Here is a 13,650-nt window from a genome sequence, read left to right on the forward strand (position 1 = left end):
TGTGGGACCGAGCCTGCTCGGGATGGGGCCATCAGCCTCACCGCATAACCAGTACTGACCGTTAAAGCAGCGGCGCCACCACAGGTTCCTTGCGCGGCCAGGCATCCAGCACAGCCTTGAACAGCGTCGCCAGGGGAATCGCAAAGAACACCCCCCAAAAGCCCCACAACCCACCAAACAACAGCACCGCGCAAATGATCGCCACCGGGTGCAGGTTGACCGCTTCCGAGAACAGCAGTGGCACCAACACGTTGCCGTCCAGTGTCTGGATGATCCCGTAGACCGCCATCAAATAGATGAACTGATCGCTCCAGCCCCACTGGAATAGTGCAATCAGCAGCACTGGCACGGTCACCACCACCGCCCCGACGTAAGGCACCACCACCGACACACCCACCAGCAACGCCAGCAGCGCCGAATAGTTGAGCCCCAGCGCCACGAAGGCGATGTAAGTCACGCCACCGCAAATGAAGATTTCGATGACCTTGCCACGAATGTAATTGGCGATCTGCCGATTCATTTCCTGGGCGACCCGGGTAATCAGCGCCCGCTCGCGCGGCAGATAACCGCGGACCCACTGGCCGATCATCTCCCGGTCCTTGAGAAAGAAGAACACCAGGATCGGCACCAGCACCAGGTAGATCATGATGTTCACCAGCAGCGGCAGGCTCGACAACGAGAATGTCAGCGCCCACTGGCCGAACTTGCCGATCTCACCTCGCGCCACTTCGATCGCCTGCAGCACTTGCTCATCCGACACCAGATGCGGATAGCGTTCGGGCAGCAGCAACAGCAGCGACTGCCACTTGGCGAGCATGCCGGGCAATTCGTTGAACAGCGTGATCAATTGGTGCCAGAGCAGTGGTACCACGATGATGATAAAAACCAGCAACAACCCCATGAATAACGCGAAAACCAGCCCCACCGCCGCGCCACCCGGCACGCGCAGGCGCTCGAGGGTCACTACCAGCCCCTGCATCAGATACGCCAGCACCATACCGGCCAGTACGGGCGCGAGCATTCCACCCAGGGTGAGCACCGCGGTAAATGCCAGAAACAGCAGCACCGCCAGCACCACGGCTTCTTCATCCGAGAAGTAGCGCTGAATCCAGTCGCGTAACACCTTGAACATCAATAATCCTTAGAAACGAACGCAGCAGGTTTCAGGCTTTTTTCAACCAATAGCGGTAAACACCCGCCTCATCTTCTTCACGAAGCAGCGTATGACCGGCCAATCGGGCAAAGGTGCGAAAGTCGCGCTGGGAACCTGCATCGGTGGCGATCACCTTGAGTACCGCACCGCTGGCCAGTCGGTTGAGCTCCAGTTTGGCTTTGAGCAACGGCAACGGGCAATTCAGACCGCTGGCGTCCAGTTCGGCGTCGTGGGTTACTGTGTCAGTCATTGAATCACTCCGGGGCGGGGGTTAAGCCGCTTAGAATATCTGGTCCCAAGCGTAGTGTCCGGCTACAGTAAGGTCTTTGTCGACTAAGGCTTTGTGCATGACTTTTTTGCGCCCTACCCTGCTGACGCTCGCTTGCCTGCTCGCCTCACCGGGCTTCGCCGACGACTTGCCGTCACTTGGTGACGCCAGTTCTGCCATCGTCTCGCCGCAACAGGAACACCAATTGGGCCGTGCCTGGCTGGCGCTGTTGCGCAGTCAGGTGTCGCAGCTCAACGATCCGCAGCTCAAGGATTACGTCGAATCCAGCGTCTACCGTTTGGTAGAAACCAGCCAGGTCAATGACCGGCGCCTGGAGTTCATCCTGATCAACAGCCCGCAGCTCAACGCTTTTGCTGCGCCGGGCGGAATCGTCGGCGTCAACGGTGGCTTGTTCCTCAATGCCCAGACCGAGGGTGAATATGCTTCGGTAATGGCCCACGAACTGGCTCACTTGTCGCAGCGTCACTTCGCCCGCGGTGTCGAAGCGTCGCAACGCATGCAAGTGCCCATGATGGCTGCGCTGCTGGCTGGCATCGTGATTGCCGCGGCCGGTGCAGGCGATGCAGGGATCGCGGCCATTGCCGGTACCCAGGCAGCGGCGATTCAGGAACAACGACGCTTCTCGCGCCAGAACGAACAGGAAGCCGACCGTATCGGCATCATGAATCTGGAAAAGGCCGGCTACGACCCGCGCTCGATGCCGACCATGTTCGAACGGCTGATGCGCCAGTACCGCTTCGACGCTAAGCCACCAGAATTCCTGCTGACTCACCCGGTAACCGAATCGCGGATCGCCGACACCCGCAACCGCGCCGAACAGGCCAAACCGGGCGGTATCGAAGACAGCATGCGTTACCAGTTGATTCGGGCGCGCGTGCAACTGATCTATGAAGAAACCCCAGGCCTGGGCGCCAAGCGCTTTCGGGCCCAACTCGATGAAAACCCGAAAAACGATGTCGCGCGCTATGGCTTGGCAATCGCCCAGATCAAGGGTGGCCAGCTAAATGAGGCTCGGGAGAACCTCAAGCTGCTGCTGGCCAAATCGCCGAACGAGATCATCTACAACCTGGCACAGGTCGATCTGGACATCACCAATAATCGTCTGCCCGATGCTCAATCTCGGGTCGACCGGATGCTCACTCAATACCCCGGCAACTACCCGCTGAATCAGGTGCGCGTCGACCTGTTGCTCAAGCAGAATCGAGCGGCCGAAGCGGAAAAAGCACTGGAGACCCTGCTCAAGAGCCGACCCGATGATCCGGACGTCTGGTACATGGTGGCCGAGACTCGTGGCCTGTCGGGCAACATCATCGGCCTGCATCAGGCTCGTGCGGAGTACTTTGCGCTGGTGGGCGACTATCGCCAGGCAATCCAGCAACTGGACTTCGCCAAGCGCAAAGCTGGCAGCAACTTCCCGCTGTCATCGCGGATCGACGCACGGCAACGTGAGTTGATGGAGCAGGAACGCATGGTCAAGGACATGATGGGCTGACCGCTTCAGAAACAAAAAATCCAGGTACAAAAAAACCGCCTCTTTCGAGGCGGTTTTTTATTCAGCCGACAACCGGTTTACTCAGCAAGTTTGAAGGTGATGAAGCTGGCGCGACCTTGACGCAGAACCCGCATCGACACCGAGCGGTTCTTCGGCAGTGCCTTGGCAATGTCCGTGAATTCCTTGGAGGAGCCGATTGCCTGGTTATTCAGGTGAGTGATCACATCGCCCGGCTGCAAGCCGATCAGGGCAGCAGGGCCATCCTGAACTTCCTTGATAACCACGCCACCTTTGAGGTCGAGGGTTTTCTTCTGCTCTTCGGTCAACTCGGCCACGGAAACACCCAGGCGATTGCTGCTGCGCTCGACGCTGGATTTAGGCAGGGCTTCCAGCTCTTTGCCTTCCTCAGGGATAGCGCCGACGGTCAGCTCGACGTTCTTGCGTTTGCCTTCGCGGATCACTTCAAGATCGGCTTTCGAGCCAGCCTTCAGCGCGCCTACCAGGTGCGGCAGATCGGCGGACATGACGATCGGTTGACCGTTCATGCTGAGGATCACGTCGCCCACTTGCAGACCACCCTTGGCAGCCGGTCCGTCATCCTGGATCTGAGCCACCAGCGCACCGGCCGGCTTCTCGAGACCGAACGACTCGGCCAGATCCTTGTTCACTTCCTGGATCACTACCCCCAACCAGCCACGACTGACTTTACCGCCGCTTTTCAGCTGATTGGAGACGTCCATCGCCACATCGATAGGGATCGCGAACGACACGCCCATGAAGCCGCCGGAACGGGTATAGATCTGAGAGTTGATGCCGACCACTTCACCGGCCAGGTTGAACAGCGGACCACCGGAGTTGCCCGGGTTGATCGGCACGTCGGTCTGGATGAACGGCACATAGTTTTCGTTTGGCAGGCTACGGCCGATGGCGCTGACGATACCTTGGGTCACCGTGTGATCAAAGCCGAACGGCGAACCGATGGCCACGACCCACTGACCGGCTTTCAGGTCCTGCGACTTGCCAAGCTTCAGAACCGGCAGGTCCTTGCCTTCGATTTTCAGCAAAGCAACGTCGGAGCGCGGATCGGTACCGATCAGCTTGGCCTTCAACTCACTGCGATCGGCGAGGCGCACGAGAATCTCGTCGGCATCGGCAATCACATGGTTGTTGGTCAGGATGTAACCGTCGGACGAAATGATAAAGCCCGAGCCCAGGGATTGCGCTTCACGCTGACGATCGCCACGAGGGGAACGCGGCTGCTGCGGCATGCCCCGTTCAAAGAACTCGCGCAGCATCGGCGGCAAGCCTTCAAGGTCAGGCATTTGATCGCTGGACACCTTACGGTCCGGCAACTTCTGGGTAGTACTGATGTTAACCACCGCGGGCGAGGCTTGCTCGACCAACTGCGTGAAGTCAGGCAACTCGACCGCTTGCGCAGCGACCGCCTGACCGAGTACTAGCACGGTGGCAAAAATGGAGAGATAAGACTTCAAGCGTGGTATCGACATACGGCTCCCGTTACGACGAGCATGGTTAAGCGATATGGAGCAAGGAACACCGGAAACGATACGCCGGTATTTTTGTTCCGGGAACAACAAACAAGGCCAGAGCCGAGGGGGCTCTGACCTATAAAAAATTTTCGGGATATTTGCAAATGAAAATGCTCGGCAAAACATTTCGAGACATTAATGGCGCGACAGCCATTACCGATCCCCGCTCCAACCAGCCCCAGATGGGCGAGGCTGATCAGCTCACTGCTTGCTGGTAGCCGCGGCATCGTTGCGCATAGACAGCGCAATCCGTTCGGCGGTGCCAATCGGTATTTCACCGACAACGGTCACCATCATCTCGCCTTGCGGTGTAGTCAATCGCCGGGAGACAGCAACGGTTGGCCCCAGCTGGGTGCGCGTATCAGTGACTGTTGCGCCATTCAACGGCTCAAGGAATACCGAGAATCGGGCCAGACCGTCGTCGAACATCAGACTGTTGACCTGGGCTTTGGTCTCCGGGTCCTTGTGAGAGGTACTGCTGGTCAGCTCGAAACCTGGCGGTAACCAGTCCGAATGCCAGACCTGCGCAGTTTTGACGGCGGAAGCCTTGTCACTGTCGAGGGTAATGGTTTTGCAGTCAGAACCTGGCTGCAAATCGCTGTCGGAAGGCATCTCGGCAGTGTCCAGTCGGGTGAACTGGAACCGCTCCAGCAGTTGCCCTTTGTCATTGAGCAACAATGACTTCAACGGCAAACCGGTTTCCTTGTCCAGATGCAGCTCAAAACCGTAACGATGCTGATCGCGAGGCTTTAACGACACGATCACCGCCGCACGCCCGGCCACACGCGACTTGCCAATGACGGCAAGGTCATACCAATTCTTTAGCTTTTGTGGATCGAGTGCACGAGCGGTGGAGTTGGGTGAGTCCCCCAGCCCTGCTATCAGGGTGCCGCTCACGCATTGAGTATGCCCATCAATGCGCACGACTTCCTGTGCCGAGCCGTCGAGCTGGAGTAAACGCTCGCGGACCTTGCCATCCTGGACGCGATGCCAGATGTTATGGGTAGAGAAACTACCGTTACGCTCGTAGACGAAAGTACCGTGGAAGCTCTGCGTTTGCTCCGCCTGTCCCAGACGCTTCAGCCAGTCCTGGGCTTCATCGGCGTGGGCTGGAACAACAAACCAGCCGCTGAGCAGAAGCGTAAGTAGAGGTATGGCGCGCATGATCCTCCTTAACGGTTTTCCAGACTTGCTGCACGAGCGTAAGGCAGAGCGCTCTCAGTACCTTTCAATGCAGCCTGTTGAGCATGTTGGCGCAAGTAACCTGGCAGACGCTGATCGTGCCAGCCTGGCTGACCTTGCAATACGCCGTTGGCCATAGGGCCAGTGGCTTCCGAACTCTCATTGTAGCCTGCCAATACAGCGGGACCCTTGACCTGAGGAGCGGTCAGACCCGGTTGACTGGATTGCTGGGCCAACTCGACACCGGCGATCTCGTCCTGGTTATACAGACGAACACCTGCCAGCACGGCAACGGTCACCGAAGCAGCAACTGCCAGACGACCCAGGCTGCGCCATGGACCGCGAGAAGCTTTTGCCGGTACGGCTTCGTCAGCCAGCGCAGCAGAGACTGCCGCAGCGATGTCCAGACGAGGAAGCAACAAATCCTTGTGCATAACTGCCCGAGCGATCTGGTAACGAGCCCAGGTATCGCGGGTTTCAACATCGTCGAAGGCATTCAACACCCGACGCAATTCCAATTCGTCCGCTTCGTTATCCATCACTGCGGACAGCGATTCCTGCAGGGCTTCACGACTCATGGCGTTCCTCTCTTGGCTGTCGCCGCTGTCTCAGTTTTCCTGCAACAACGGCTGCAGGGCTTTATCGATGGCTTCCCGGGCGCGGAAAATCCGGGAGCGCACGGTACCCACCGGACACTGCATGACGCTGGCAATGTCCTCGTAACTCAGACCATCGAATTCACGTAAAGTTAAAGCCGTACGCAAATCTTCTGGCAGTTGCTGAATGGTTCGATGGACGGTGCCTTCGATCTCATCCCGCAGCAATGCACGTTCTGGCGACTCGAGATCCTTGAGGCCATGATCGCCGTCGTAGAACTCTGCATCCTCGGAACTGACATCGCTATCCGGCGGCCGGCGGCCGCGTGAAACCAGATAGTTTTTCGCCGTGTTGATGGCGATGCGGTAAAGCCACGTATAAAACGCGCTGTCTCCGCGAAAATTACCAAGTGCACGGTATGCCTTGATAAAGGCTTCCTGTGCGACATCCTGGGCTTCATGGGTGTCGTGCACGAACCGCACGATCAACCCGAGAATTTTGTGCTGGTATTTCAGCACTAGCAGATCGAAAGCTCGCTTGTCGCCGCGTTGAACGCGCTCGACCAGCTGCTGATCCTCTTCCTGGGTTAGCATGAACACTCCTCGATAAGCTCGAAGGAGGCTTGCATTACTGAACGACCAGACTTGCAAACATAGACTCGGGCTTTTCGCAAAAGTTCTCCCCCTCCAAGCAAGTTTCCTGCGGGCTCTGATTTGGCACGCACGAAAAGCGCAGCGCGGGATAACCCGGCTGCGCGAATAATCTTGTCATCGGATTCATCAGCAAGGACCCAATCGCAAGTCCTGCACCGAAGCCGACGCTGTCCCTTGTTTCAGGCAACCGTCTATTGATCTTGGGCCTTTGGCAAAAGTTCCATATTTATAGCTGCCCGAAACCGACATTGTGCAACCGTGAAGAGAAAAAGACTGTTAAATCCGCGATACAGTCCTCTTGTCGCCGAAGCCATCAAAAAAACTTCCGACGAAGTGTCCAGCCTTTTCCGTCACAGTAGTTTCACAATGCCATGCTGGCCCGGCTATTGTGCCGCTCCCCCCCTCTATATACTAGTGGGCTGTGTGGCTGTCTTGACTCGCCGATCCAGCTGTCTTGCGCCAACCCCGACCCGGGTCGCTTTGAGCGGAATCCTGAAATGAGCCAACAGTTTCAACACGATGTTCTGGTAATTGGCAGCGGTGCTGCCGGCTTGAGCCTTGCGCTGACCTTGCCCGGTCATTTGCGCATCGCCGTATTGAGCAAAGGCGACCTCGCCAATGGCTCAACTTTCTGGGCCCAGGGCGGTGTCGCTGCCGTTCTGGATGACACCGACACTGTCGAATCCCATGTCGATGACACCCTCAACGCCGGCGGTGGCCTGTGCCATGAAGACGCTGTGCGCTTTACGGTCGAGCACAGCAGAGAGGCGATTCAATGGCTGATCGACCAAGGCGTGCCTTTTACCCGCGATGAACAGTCCGGCACCGAAGACGGTGGTTTCGAGTTTCACCTGACCCGCGAAGGCGGTCACAGCCATCGGCGCATCATCCACGCAGCTGACGCAACGGGCGCAGCGATCTTCAGAACCCTGCTCGATCAGGCCAAGCAGCGTCCCAACATCGAACTGCTGGAGCAGCGGGTCGCGGTCGACCTGATCACCGAAAAGCGCCTGGGCCTTGAAGGCGACCGTTGCCTCGGCGCCTATGTGCTTAACCGCGGCACCGGTGAAGTCGACACCTACGGCGCACGCTTCGTGATCCTTGCCTCGGGCGGCGCGGCAAAAGTCTACCTCTATACCAGCAACCCCGACGGTGCTTGCGGTGATGGTATCGCCATGGCCTGGCGTTCGGGCTGCCGGGTGGCAAACCTGGAGTTCAACCAGTTCCACCCCACCTGCCTTTATCACCCACAAGCCAAGAGTTTCCTGATCACCGAAGCCCTGCGCGGCGAAGGCGGCCATCTGAAGCTGCCCAATGGTGAACGCTTCATGCAGCGTTTCGACCCACGGGCCGAGCTGGCACCACGGGACATCGTCGCCCGCGCCATCGACCATGAGATGAAGCGCTTGGGTATCGACTGCGTCTATCTGGATATCAGCCACAAACCCGAAGATTTCATCAAGACGCACTTCCCGACGGTTTATGAACGCTGCCTGGAGTTTTCCATCGATATCACCAAGCAACCGATCCCGGTGGTACCGGCGGCGCACTACACCTGCGGTGGCGTGATGGTCGATCAGCGGGGTCGCACCGATGTGCCGGGCCTGTATGCGATTGGCGAAACCAGCTTCACCGGCCTGCATGGCGCCAACCGCATGGCCAGCAACTCGCTGCTGGAGTGTTTCGTTTACGCTCGTTCGGCGGCGGCAGACATTCTTGAGCAGTTGCCAGAAGTATCGATTCCAACCGCCCTGCCCGTTTGGGATGCGAGCCAGGTCACCGATTCGGACGAAGACGTGATCATTGCGCACAACTGGGATGAACTGCGGCGATTCATGTGGGACTACGTCGGCATCGTGCGCACCAACAAGCGCCTGCAACGGGCTCAACACCGAGTGCAACTGTTGCTGGACGAAATCGACGAGTTCTACAGCAACTATAAGGTCAGCCGGGATTTGATCGAGCTGCGCAACCTCGCTCAGGTAGCAGACCTGATGATCCGGTCAGCCATGGAGCGCAAGGAAAGTCGCGGCCTGCATTACACCCTCGACTATCCGAACATGTTGCCGGTCGCCCTGGACACTATTCTGGTGCCGCCCACCTACGCCGACTGAACTTGAGCCGAACCCGCAGGCGTCGGTGCACATCCGCCGCCTGCGAATCGCGCGGCACACAGATCGCCCTGATCCGTCGCTCATCGCGCAGACGAAAACGCAGTACCACAATCAATGGCAACGCCAGACTGTCCGGCCGCAGCTGCACGGGCTGCCAACCTACCGCCTGATTCCACAACTGCCAACCATCGGCATCGCGACGCAAGCCGCGAAACGCCTGTGGGTGTGTCAGCAAAATCTGTCGCGGCAATGCCCAGACGCCATGAGCCAGACAGCAAAAAGCGCCGAGCAAACTGGCCCAGACCGGTATGAAAAGAAGAAACAACGAACCCAGCGCGAACAGCTGGGCCAGAAGATACGCCGCCAGCAACTGCCGTGAGGCATGCCAGCGGCATTCGAACACGTTACTTGGGCTGGACACGATCCAGGATCATGCGAACCATGCGCTGAAGCTCCGGATCTTCCGACTCGGCACGCTCCATGAACCAGCCGAACATGTCCTGATCTTCGCATTCGAGCAGCCTGACGTAGCACGCGCGATCGACCTCGTTGAGGTGCGGGTAAACCTCTTTCACAAACGGCACCAGCAACACGTCAAGCTCAAGCATGCCGCGGCGGCTGTGCCAGTAGAGGCGATTCAGTTCAACATCTTCGACCATGGAGCGCTCCTCAAATAGGCGGCAAGTATACAGCCCCGGGCCCGCTCGAACAGTCGGCGTTGGTCGCCCCCATCGATCCTTTGTGAACTACCCATTTCATGGGCGCCCCCTTATGATGTCCCTCGGACTCTTTACCCTGCGATGACCCATGGCCGATTCTGCTTTTTTCTGCACCCTGTCTCACGAAGGCGTTCTCGCGGTACGCGGCGCGGATGCCGGCAAATTCCTGCAAGGCCAATTGACTTGCAACCTTAATTACCTGAGCGACACCCAGGCCAGCCTTGGCGCGCGTTGCACGCAGAAAGGCCGGATGCAGTCGAGTTTCCGCATTCTGCTGGAAGGCGACGGTGTGCTCATGGCGATGGCCATCGAGCTGCTGGAGCCGCAACTGGCGGACCTGAAAAAGTACGCGGTGTTCTCCAAATCGAAACTGACCGATGAAAGTGCCTTCTGGGTTCGCTTTGGCCTTGAGCATGGCGATGCGGCACTGACCAGTCTGGGCCTGGAACTACCGGCAGAAACCGACAGCGTAGCGCGCAATGACGGCCTGATCGCCCTTCGCGTCTCGCCGAACCGCGCTGAACTCTGGGTTCGCGCCGATCAAGCCGACGCCATAAAGGGCAAGCTGTCCGCTCTGTTGGCCGAAGGTGAATTGAACCAATGGCTGCTGGGCCAGATCCGCGCCGGGATCGGTCAGGTCATGCCGAGCACCCGCGAGCTGTTCATCCCGCAGATGCTCAATCTGCAAGCCGTCGGTGGTGTGAGTTTCAAGAAAGGTTGCTACACCGGCCAGGAAATCGTCGCGCGCATGCAATACCTGGGCAAGCTCAAGCGCCGGTTGTATCGCCTGCAACTGGAGGCCAGCGAATTACCGGAGCCCGGTACCCAACTGTTCTCCCCGACCCACGGCAGTTCGATCGGTGAAGTGGTGCTGGCCGCCCGCACCGGGCAAAACATTGAACTCCTTGCCGTGCTGCAAGCCGAAGCTGCAGAAGATGGCAACCTGCACCTTGGCGCACTCGAAGGTCCGGGCCTGCATCTGCTCGACCTGCCTTACCAACTGGATCGTGATCGCGAAATCCAGCGTTAACAGCAGCACTTGTCGCAATACCCTAGAGAAAAGAAATGAGCGAGCTGGCGGATAAGGTCCAACAGGATTTGGTTGAGGCCATCGATAACGATGACCTGGTTCTGCCAACGTTACCGGAAGTGGCCCTGCAGATTCGCAAGGCCGCCGAAGACCCGGAAATCAGTGTCAGCACATTGAGCAAAGTGATTGGCCGAGATACCGCGCTGTCGGCGCGCCTGATCAAAGTGGTCAATAGCCCGTTGCTGCGCGCAACCCAGGAAGTGACTGATCTGCACACGGCCATCACCCGTCTGGGCGTCAATTACAGCAGCAACCTGGCCATCGGCCTGGTGATGGAACAGATCTTTAATGCCCGTTCCGAAGTGGTGGAACAGAAAATGCGCGAAGTCTGGCGCAAGAGCCTGGAGATCGCCGGCGTCAGCTATGCGCTGTGCCGCAATTACACACAGCTCAAGCCTGATCAGGCCGCGCTCGGCGGGCTCGTGCATCAGATTGGTGTACTGCCGATCCTCACCTACGCCGAAGATCACTATGAATTGCTGTCTGACCCGGTCAGCCTCAACCATGTGATCGACCGGATTCACCCGCTGCTCGGCGATAAATTGCTCAGGGTCTGGGAGTTTCCGGAAATGCTGGTGCAATTACCGGGGCTGTATCTGGATTTCAAGCGGCAATCGGAGCGGGTCGATTATGTCGATCTGGTGCAAGTGGCCAGCCTGTACTGCCACAAGGACACCGATCATCCACTGGCCCGTATTGATCCATTTAGCGTGCCGGCCTTCAAGAAGCTAGGGATCGATCCGGAGAACAAGGCGATGTGCAAGGATCTGGAAGAGTCTCGGTCGATGTTTTATTGATTTCTGTGGCGAGGGGGCTTGCCCCCGTTCGGCTGCGCAGCAGTCGTAAAAACCTGCTAGATACCAGACGGACGCCGGGGACCGCTTCGCGCTCCAACGGGGGCAAGCCCCCTCGCCACAGGGCTGTGTTCACTCTCCTGCGATAAAACTCACCCGCACCTTCAACCCCGCCCGCTCGCCATCGTGCAGGCTGATCTGCGCCAGGTGGGCGCGGCAGATCTCGCCGACGATGGCCAATCCCAGTCCTGATCCGGCCACCTGATCGTTACGCCGATAAAAACGCTCGAACACCCGATCCCGCTCTTCAAGGGGAATTCCCGGGCCATCGTCCTCAACCTCCAGCACCGCCGGTGCCATGACCCGCAGGATTACATTGCCGCCCGGTGGCGTGTGGGCCAGCGCGTTGTCCACCAGATTGCTCAACAGTTCGTTCAACAGCGTCGGCTCGCCGCGCAGCCACACCGGTTCGTCGGCTTCCAGTGCCAGCGCCACGCCACGCGCATGGGCCAACGGCGCCATGGCCATGCCCAGCTCACGGGCCAACTGACTGAGGTCGAGCAACTGCGCACCGCCCTCGGCGATTGCCCGGGCGCCATTCTCGACCCGTGCCAGCGAAAGCAATTGATTGGCCAAATGGGTCAGGCGATCTGTGCCCTGGGCGGCGGTTTCCAGGGTGCTGCGCCAGGTTTCGGGTTCGTTCGATCGCAAGCCCAGTTCGAGCCGTGCCTTGAGCGCCGCCAACGGGGTACGCAATTCGTGGGCGGCATCGGCGATGAACTGCGCCTGGCGCTCGAACTGTCCGCGCAAACGCTCAGTAAAGTGATTGAGCGCACGCACCAGCGGCCCCAACTCGTGCTGCACTTCCACCAACGGCAAGGGCCGCAAGTCATCGGGCTGACGCTCTTCCACCGCCGTGCGCAAGCGTTCCAGCGGGCGTAGCGCCGCACTGACCGCAAACCACACCAGCAGCAGCGCACCGATCGCCAACATGCCCAGACGCAACAACGTGTCGGCCATCAGGCTGCGAGCCATGCGGACCCGTGCCTCATCGGTTTCCGCCACGCGGATTTCCGCCATGCCGTTCATGTTCGGCTCGCTGACCGCTTTGAGCAGGCTGACCACTCGCACGTTCTGCCCTTGATAAGTCGCGTTATAGAAACGCGCCAGCGCCGGATAATCATCGGTACGCGGCGTTCCCGGCGGCGGCGGTGGCAGGTTTTCGTAGCCCGAGATCAACTTCTGGTTGATGTCGTTGACCAGGTAAAAAATTCGCCCGGCACTGTCGTAGGCGAATGTATCGAGGGCCACGTAAGGCACGTTGGCGCTGAGGCTGCCGTCGCGCTGGGACAGGCCGGCGGCGATGGTCCGCGCCGAGGCCAGCAAGGTCCGGTCATAAGCAGTGTCAGCGGCTTCGCGACCGTTCCAGTAAGCGCTCAAACCACTGGCGAGCATCAACACCACCAACAGCAGCGCGAGGTTCCATAGCAGCCGCCAGCGCAGGCTGCTGAGCTTATGCATCGCGGCTTTCCAACAGGTAGCCAAGGCCGCGGAACGTCACGATGGCTACCGGCTGGCCATCGAGTTTCTTGCGCAAGCGGTGGACATAGATTTCGATGGCATCGGGACTGGCCTCCTCGTCCAGACCGAAGACCTGGGCGGCCAGTTGCTCCTTGCTCATCACCCGACCGGGACGGGCGATCAGGGCCTCGAGCACCGCCTGCTCGCGGGAGGTCAGGGTCAGCAATTCTTCACCAAGGGTAAAGCGCCGGGTGTCCAGATCATAGGCCAGCACGCCACAACGCTGCTGACGTTCACCGCCGAGCACACTGCGGCGCAGCAAGGCTTTGACCCGGGCTTCGAGCTCTGTCAGTTCGAAGGGTTTGGCCAGGTAATCGTCGGCCCCAAGGTTCAGGCCATGGACCCGATCCTTGACGTCGCTGCGGGCGGTCAGCATCAGCACCGGCAGGTTCTTGCCCCGGGCCCGCAAGCGCGCCAGCACTTCGAAGCCATCCAT

General features: G+C 59.1%; 14 protein-coding genes. 4 read left to right on the top strand and 10 right to left on the bottom strand.

The annotated features are described in order from the left end of the window. Window positions 1-61: 61 nt before the first annotated feature. A complete protein-coding gene (locus ACQKPC_RS27430; protein ID WP_008074469.1) occupies window positions 62-1,132 on the bottom strand; it encodes an AI-2E family transporter in 1,071 nt (356 codons plus the stop codon). Window positions 1,133-1,163: 31 nt separating this feature from the next. Next, window positions 1,164-1,403, bottom strand: coding sequence for a sulfurtransferase TusA family protein (locus tag ACQKPC_RS27435; protein WP_008074470.1), 240 nt, complete (start codon window positions 1,401-1,403; stop codon window positions 1,164-1,166). A gap of 97 nt (window positions 1,404-1,500) precedes the next feature. On the opposite strand from ACQKPC_RS27435, the gene ACQKPC_RS27440 reads away from it, so the two are divergent. Continuing rightward, entirely contained in the window at window positions 1,501-2,934 is a 1,434-nt protein-coding gene (locus tag ACQKPC_RS27440; RefSeq protein WP_007898653.1) for a M48 family metalloprotease, read from the top strand. A gap of 77 nt (window positions 2,935-3,011) precedes the next feature. On the opposite strand, the gene ACQKPC_RS27445 is transcribed toward ACQKPC_RS27440, so the two are convergent. The 4 genes from ACQKPC_RS27445 to rpoE form a co-directional block, all read right to left on the bottom strand. Further along, window positions 3,012-4,442, bottom strand: a complete 1,431-nt coding sequence (locus tag ACQKPC_RS27445) for a DegQ family serine endoprotease (RefSeq protein WP_427627707.1) — start codon at window positions 4,440-4,442, stop codon at window positions 3,012-3,014. A gap of 243 nt (window positions 4,443-4,685) precedes the next feature. Continuing rightward, window positions 4,686-5,648, bottom strand: a complete 963-nt coding sequence (locus tag ACQKPC_RS27450; RefSeq protein WP_427627709.1) for a MucB/RseB C-terminal domain-containing protein — start codon at window positions 5,646-5,648, stop codon at window positions 4,686-4,688. Between the two features lie 8 nt (window positions 5,649-5,656). Continuing rightward, entirely contained in the window at window positions 5,657-6,244 is a 588-nt protein-coding gene (locus ACQKPC_RS27455; RefSeq protein WP_007898648.1) for a sigma-E factor negative regulatory protein, read from the bottom strand. Between the two features lie 30 nt (window positions 6,245-6,274). After that, window positions 6,275-6,856 carry an RNA polymerase sigma factor RpoE gene (rpoE, locus tag ACQKPC_RS27460; RefSeq protein WP_003172477.1) on the bottom strand — a complete coding sequence of 194 codons (582 nt, stop codon included), beginning with the start codon at window positions 6,854-6,856 and terminating at the stop codon, window positions 6,275-6,277. A 557-nt stretch (window positions 6,857-7,413) separates the two neighbouring features. Between rpoE and nadB the strand changes: the two genes are divergently transcribed. Beyond that, complete coding sequence (gene nadB / locus ACQKPC_RS27465; RefSeq protein ID WP_008074472.1) at window positions 7,414-9,030, top strand: L-aspartate oxidase; 1,617 nt, start codon at window positions 7,414-7,416, stop codon at window positions 9,028-9,030. Here nadB and ACQKPC_RS27470 read toward each other — a convergent pair. Continuing rightward, window positions 8,999-9,451, bottom strand: a complete 453-nt coding sequence (locus ACQKPC_RS27470) for a protein YgfX (protein ID WP_427627712.1) — start codon at window positions 9,449-9,451, stop codon at window positions 8,999-9,001. The two genes, nadB and ACQKPC_RS27470, sit on opposite strands and share 32 nt — an antisense overlap. Next, window positions 9,435-9,689 carry a succinate dehydrogenase assembly factor 2 gene (locus ACQKPC_RS27475; RefSeq protein ID WP_007898624.1) on the bottom strand — a complete coding sequence of 85 codons (255 nt, stop codon included), beginning with the start codon at window positions 9,687-9,689 and terminating at the stop codon, window positions 9,435-9,437. Before ACQKPC_RS27475 ends, ACQKPC_RS27470 begins: the two co-directional genes overlap by 17 nt. A 148-nt stretch (window positions 9,690-9,837) precedes the next feature. Between ACQKPC_RS27475 and ACQKPC_RS27480 the strand changes: the two genes are divergently transcribed. Together ACQKPC_RS27480 and ACQKPC_RS27485 are read left to right on the top strand one after the other, a co-directional pair. Continuing rightward, on the top strand, window positions 9,838-10,779 hold the full coding sequence (locus ACQKPC_RS27480) for a YgfZ/GcvT domain-containing protein (protein ID WP_427627714.1): 942 nt from the start codon (window positions 9,838-9,840) through the stop codon (window positions 10,777-10,779). A 35-nt stretch (window positions 10,780-10,814) separates the two neighbouring features. Then, window positions 10,815-11,636 (top strand): HDOD domain-containing protein, encoded by an 822-nt coding sequence (locus ACQKPC_RS27485; RefSeq protein WP_427627716.1) that lies wholly within the window; start codon window positions 10,815-10,817, stop codon window positions 11,634-11,636. Between the two features lie 129 nt (window positions 11,637-11,765). On the opposite strand, the gene ACQKPC_RS27490 is transcribed toward ACQKPC_RS27485, so the two are convergent. Then, window positions 11,766-13,154: a sensor histidine kinase gene (locus tag ACQKPC_RS27490; protein WP_427627718.1), complete on the bottom strand. Its 1,389-nt coding sequence runs from the start codon at window positions 13,152-13,154 to the stop codon at window positions 11,766-11,768. After that, on the bottom strand, window positions 13,147-13,650 hold a 504-nt coding region (locus tag ACQKPC_RS27495), incomplete at its 5' end, for a winged helix-turn-helix domain-containing protein (protein ID WP_427627720.1). The genes ACQKPC_RS27490 and ACQKPC_RS27495, both read right to left, overlap by 8 nt.

Source organism: Pseudomonas sp. NPDC089918 (assembly GCF_050280605.1).
Classification (GTDB): domain Bacteria; phylum Pseudomonadota; class Gammaproteobacteria; order Pseudomonadales; family Pseudomonadaceae; genus Aquipseudomonas.

Excerpts from the sequence above, each read along its gene's own strand:
- nadB (WP_008074472.1), top strand. The coding sequence starts at position 7,414 with ATGAGCCAACAGTTTCAACACGATGTTCTGGTAATTGGCAGCGGTGCT.
- ACQKPC_RS27475 (WP_007898624.1), bottom strand. The coding sequence starts at position 9,689 with ATGGTCGAAGATGTTGAACTGAATCGCCTCTACTGGCACAGCCGCCGC.
- ACQKPC_RS27480 (WP_427627714.1), top strand. The coding sequence starts at position 9,838 with ATGGCCGATTCTGCTTTTTTCTGCACCCTGTCTCACGAAGGCGTTCTC.
- ACQKPC_RS27435 (WP_008074470.1), bottom strand. The coding sequence starts at position 1,403 with ATGACTGACACAGTAACCCACGACGCCGAACTGGACGCCAGCGGTCTG.
- ACQKPC_RS27455 (WP_007898648.1), bottom strand. The coding sequence starts at position 6,244 with ATGAGTCGTGAAGCCCTGCAGGAATCGCTGTCCGCAGTGATGGATAAC.
- ACQKPC_RS27490 (WP_427627718.1), bottom strand. The coding sequence starts at position 13,154 with ATGCATAAGCTCAGCAGCCTGCGCTGGCGGCTGCTATGGAACCTCGCG.
- ACQKPC_RS27445 (WP_427627707.1), bottom strand. The coding sequence starts at position 4,442 with ATGTCGATACCACGCTTGAAGTCTTATCTCTCCATTTTTGCCACCGTG.
- rpoE (WP_003172477.1), bottom strand. The coding sequence starts at position 6,856 with ATGCTAACCCAGGAAGAGGATCAGCAGCTGGTCGAGCGCGTTCAACGC.
- ACQKPC_RS27430 (WP_008074469.1), bottom strand. The coding sequence starts at position 1,132 with ATGTTCAAGGTGTTACGCGACTGGATTCAGCGCTACTTCTCGGATGAA.
- ACQKPC_RS27450 (WP_427627709.1), bottom strand. The coding sequence starts at position 5,648 with ATGCGCGCCATACCTCTACTTACGCTTCTGCTCAGCGGCTGGTTTGTT.
- ACQKPC_RS27485 (WP_427627716.1), top strand. The coding sequence starts at position 10,815 with ATGAGCGAGCTGGCGGATAAGGTCCAACAGGATTTGGTTGAGGCCATC.
- ACQKPC_RS27440 (WP_007898653.1), top strand. The coding sequence starts at position 1,501 with ATGACTTTTTTGCGCCCTACCCTGCTGACGCTCGCTTGCCTGCTCGCC.